At 63.2% G+C, this 3,177-nt stretch carries 2 protein-coding genes and 1 pseudogene; 1 reads left to right on the top strand and 2 read right to left on the bottom strand.

The window, feature by feature from the left end; translation table 11 throughout:
• Together WB528_RS22435 and WB528_RS22430 are read right to left on the bottom strand one after the other, a co-directional pair.
• Positions 1 to 1,221: ABC transporter substrate-binding protein (locus WB528_RS22435; protein WP_423890785.1), on the bottom strand; the 1,221-nt coding region annotated here is incomplete at its 3' end.
• Positions 1,222 to 1,597: 376 nt separating this feature from the next.
• Positions 1,598 to 1,793, bottom strand: a pseudogene (locus WB528_RS22430) (response regulator); the annotation flags it as partial.
• 182 nt (positions 1,794 to 1,975) lie between these two features.
• On the opposite strand from WB528_RS22430, the gene WB528_RS22425 reads away from it, so the two are divergent.
• Positions 1,976 to 3,177: FAD-dependent oxidoreductase (locus tag WB528_RS22425; RefSeq protein ID WP_423890783.1), on the top strand; the 1,202-nt coding region annotated here is incomplete at its 3' end.

The raw sequence follows: 3,177 nt of genomic DNA, 5'->3' as shown, positions 1-3,177 counted from the left end.
CAAGCCGATCTTGGCAAACACCTTGGGATCGTAGCCCAGGGTCTGGTTGACGTTCGGAATAACCGAGACAACCTTGCTGACCAGGTTTCCCTTGCCGTCCTCGACCACCTCGGTCACGAAGTTCGTGCCGATCGCCTGGCGATTGCTGTCGAGCTTGATTTCGCCGTTGGGGGCCTCGATCACCAGCGTATTGAGTGTTTCGCGAAGTTTCTTCTGGCCGTCGCTGAGGTCGCCATTGACCTTTTGCAGCGCCTCCATCAGCGCCTGGGTGGCGCCATAATAGTTGGTCGCGAGCAAGGAGGGGCTCGGGAAGCGCTTCTCCGGCGGGAATGCGTCCTGATAGGCCTTCACAAAAGCCTGCCAGCTCGGCGCGTCCCAGGTGTCGGCCTGGCCGCTGGCCGCGACCGTGCCGATCAGCGCGTTCTTGGCGTTGCCCTTGGCCGAGAGGATGGTCTGGTCGACCATGATCGAGCCGCCGATCAGATGCGCCTTGCCGCCCGCCTGCTGATATTGGTTGAGGAAGTTGACGGCGTCGCCGCCGCCGAGGCCGAGATAGATCGCGTCGACGTCGTCAGGCATCGCGGCGATGACCGAGGCGAAATCCTTGGTGCCCAGCGGCACCCACTGGCGATTGGTGACCTGGCCGCCGGCGGCGCAGTATTCCAGCACGAGGCCGAAAACCTGGGTGTAGACGAAGGAATAGTCCTCGCCGACCGTAGCGATCTTCTTGTAGCCCTTGGTCTTGTAGATGTAGTTGCCGAGCCCTGCCTGCCACTGCGCGCCGTCCATGTTGAAACGGTAGAAATTGGGGGCCGGATCGACGTAAGTGGTTTCCTGCGCCCCCGAGCCGCCGTTGATGAACGTGATCTCGGGATGGGTCTTGGCGAAATTCTTGACCGCGATGCCTTCGTCGCCTGACAGCGGCGAGATCATCAGTTGGACCTTGTCCTGTTCGATCAGCTTGCGCACCGCGCGCACCGCCGAATCGGGCGTCGCGTCGGTCGAGGCGATGATGAATTCCAGTTCCTTGCCGCCCACCTTGGTGCCGTATTTCTTTATGGCGGTCTGCAGGCCGCGAATGCCGTCTTCGCCAAGCACCGTGTAGGTGCCTTCCAGCGTCGCCGTGACGCCGACCTTGATCTTCTCCTGAGCCTGTGCGCCGCCCGCCAATAAAAGGCAGCCCAGCGCGAGCGCGCCGACGCCGATAATCCGCGTGACCATTGTGTCCTCCCCTGTCGATTTCGTTACGCGTTCTGCGCGCGCAACGTGTCGCATCCGATTTCGGCCTCGACATCAAATCCGCATGAATTCAGTCGGCCGAGGGAAAGCAGACTAGCGGATATCGGGCGCGGGGCAGGCCGCCAGCGGACCCGCTCTTGACTTTTAGTCTCATTTTGTCTGCTGCTTCGCAGCATTCATTCGCGCCGCAATATGCTCCGATGGCATGCGCACGACGAGCGACGTAGATCGCGGATCAACGCGCCGCTTCGCTGTTCGCCTGAGCAACAGCGCGCCCGTAAGGCTGGCTTGAACAGGAAATTCAGGCGCCTCCTCAGCCACCGCGAGAATCATCGTCGAGAGGTTCCGGAGCGCGGACTTAGGCCCCCGGCGGACCGCTGTTCAGAAGGTGGGCAACAGCGGTGACGAGTTGGGCGGGTGCGAAGGGTTTGGCCATCATATGCTGTCGGGAACCCCTTGGAAGCCCAGTCGTCGGCGCTGTCGCCGCTCATGTAGACCACCGGAAATGCCGGATCGATCTCACGGGCGCGGCGGGCCACCTCCCAACCATCCAGCTTAACCCCGCTCGTTGTGCGGCGGATTTGGCGCAAGGCGGCTTCCCTGTCCATGCGAGAAGCTGCTTTCATTTCCAGTTCGCCCGCGGCTAGTCTCGACCCATCTGTTCAGGCAACATCCACCTTACTCCCTCCGTGAGGTGGGAAATCGGTGCGTTCGCTTACTTCGTGAGGACGACAGGATGCGGGCAGTGATTGTCGGTGCGGGAATGGGCGGGTTGATGGCGGCATTGGCGCTGCGACAGTCCGGCGTCTTCGCATCGGTCGATATCTATGAGCAAACGAAGGTGCCCAGCACCGCAGGCGCCGGGTTGAACATTCCGCCCAACGGGGCGCGGATCTGTCGTTGGCTGGGCGTCGACCTGGATGGCGGCGATCCCAGAGGCGGCGATGGGGTGATCGACGGTGGCCGGGCGGCCATTCTGGAATCGACACGGCAGTTCAACGCGGATGGCAGCGTGACAAAGCGCCCGTTCGATCATGTCACCGCGGCCGGCGACGGCGCGGGGTTTCATCACATGCACAGGCTCGACCTGTTGATGTGCCTGTATAAGCGGGTGTTCGAGTTCGGTCCTGACAGCGGGACGCCGTGCCCGATCACCGTGCACATGGACTGCAGGCTGACGCAGTTGCGCCAGACCGAAGGCGAGGTGACGGCGACCTTTTCGAACGGTCGAACCGCCACGGGCGAGGTTCTCGTCGGTGCCGACGGAATCAACTCTGCCACGTTGCAGCTGGCGTGGCCGAAGGCGCGTCCAAAGCGCTGGACCGAGGTGACCTGCTTTCGAGGCCTCATTCCACGAACGACGGTCGCCTCGCTACGCAAGGCTGACGGCAGCCCGCTGGACCACAATCCCATCGATTCCTACAGCATGGACCGTCATCGGAACGACAAGAGCGGGGCGACGACGTACTGGGTGCGCGGCGGCGAGTTGTTGAACGTGTGGATCGCCCGTTATGAGCCCGACTCTGCCGCGTTCGAGCAGGAGGAGGGCGACTGGTTTCCCGTCGGTAGGGAGGAAATCCTTCGCGAGGTGGGCGAGGCATTCACGGGAAGCCCCAGCAGAGACGACCTGCTCGCTCTGGCGGGGGCGATCGTTCGTCCTACCAAGTGGGGCCTCTACGATCGCGACGCTCTCGAAACCTGGGTCCAAGGCCGTGTCTGTCTGCTCGGAGACGCCGCGCACCCCATGCTTCCCACGTTTGGCCAGGGCGCCGCGCAGTCGTTCGAGGACGCCGCCGCGCTCGCCAGCGCCTTTGCCCTGCACAAGGGCGATGTGGCCACGGCGCTGCTGCATTACGAGCGCGTGCGGCATTACCGCGCGACCCGCTTCCAGCTCGGCTCCAAATTCGCGTTCGACCACTTGCGGGCCAAGGACACCGC

It is taken from the genome of Bradyrhizobium sp. (assembly GCF_049586575.1).
Taxonomy (GTDB): Bacteria; Pseudomonadota; Alphaproteobacteria; order Rhizobiales; family Xanthobacteraceae; genus Bradyrhizobium.
Note: the sequence above shows the minus strand (reverse complement) of the source record. Positions and strands in the feature narration are given on the sequence as shown.